We start from the raw sequence: 524 nt of genomic DNA, 5'->3' as shown, positions 1-524 counted from the left end.
AAAAAAGCTGCACTATGCGTGCAGCTTTTTATGTATTTGCTTTAAAGGTAGACGTTTTAAAGCATGAAAGTGTCCTTACGGCTTCTATAACCATAATAGCCAAAAACACTGGAAATAATGGCGCCTACCAGACTGCCTAAAAAGCCCCACCACCCCATATTGGAGGCTGTTTTTGTGGCTTTAGTTGCAGTGTTTTTGGCGCCCTTGATCGTATCCTCAAGATTGTCTGAGAGTGTTTCTGCCTGTTCTTCAAAGGCTTTGATGGCTTTTTCGGTCTTTTCCTCTGCTCTTTGATAGAGTTGAACGGCACGGTTTACTGCTGTTTGTGCATCCGCACGGGGCATGCCATCTTTTATGAGGGCATTGATGATATCGCTTCGATCAAATTTTGTCGTGAGATCTTCTACACGATCAGATAAGCGCTCACCAAGATTTTTTAAAGTGGTGCGATAGTAAGAAGGATCATTTTTGAAAGCTGTTATCGCAGAACCAATATCATTGAGTGCAGCTTGATAGGTTTGTTT

At 42.2% G+C, this 524-nt stretch carries 1 pseudogene; it reads right to left on the bottom strand.

What is annotated here, in order from left to right:
• Window positions 1–56: 56 nt before the first annotated feature.
• Window positions 57–524, bottom strand: a pseudogene (locus ACFILW_RS11140) (DUF3792 domain-containing protein); the annotation flags it as partial.

Source organism: Bartonella sp. TT110JLCBS, assembly GCF_042193405.1.
In the GTDB taxonomy this organism is placed as follows: domain Bacteria; phylum Pseudomonadota; class Alphaproteobacteria; order Rhizobiales; family Rhizobiaceae; genus Bartonella.
The sequence above is the reverse complement of the archived record's forward strand: the minus strand, read 5'-3'. Positions and strand labels throughout refer to the sequence as shown.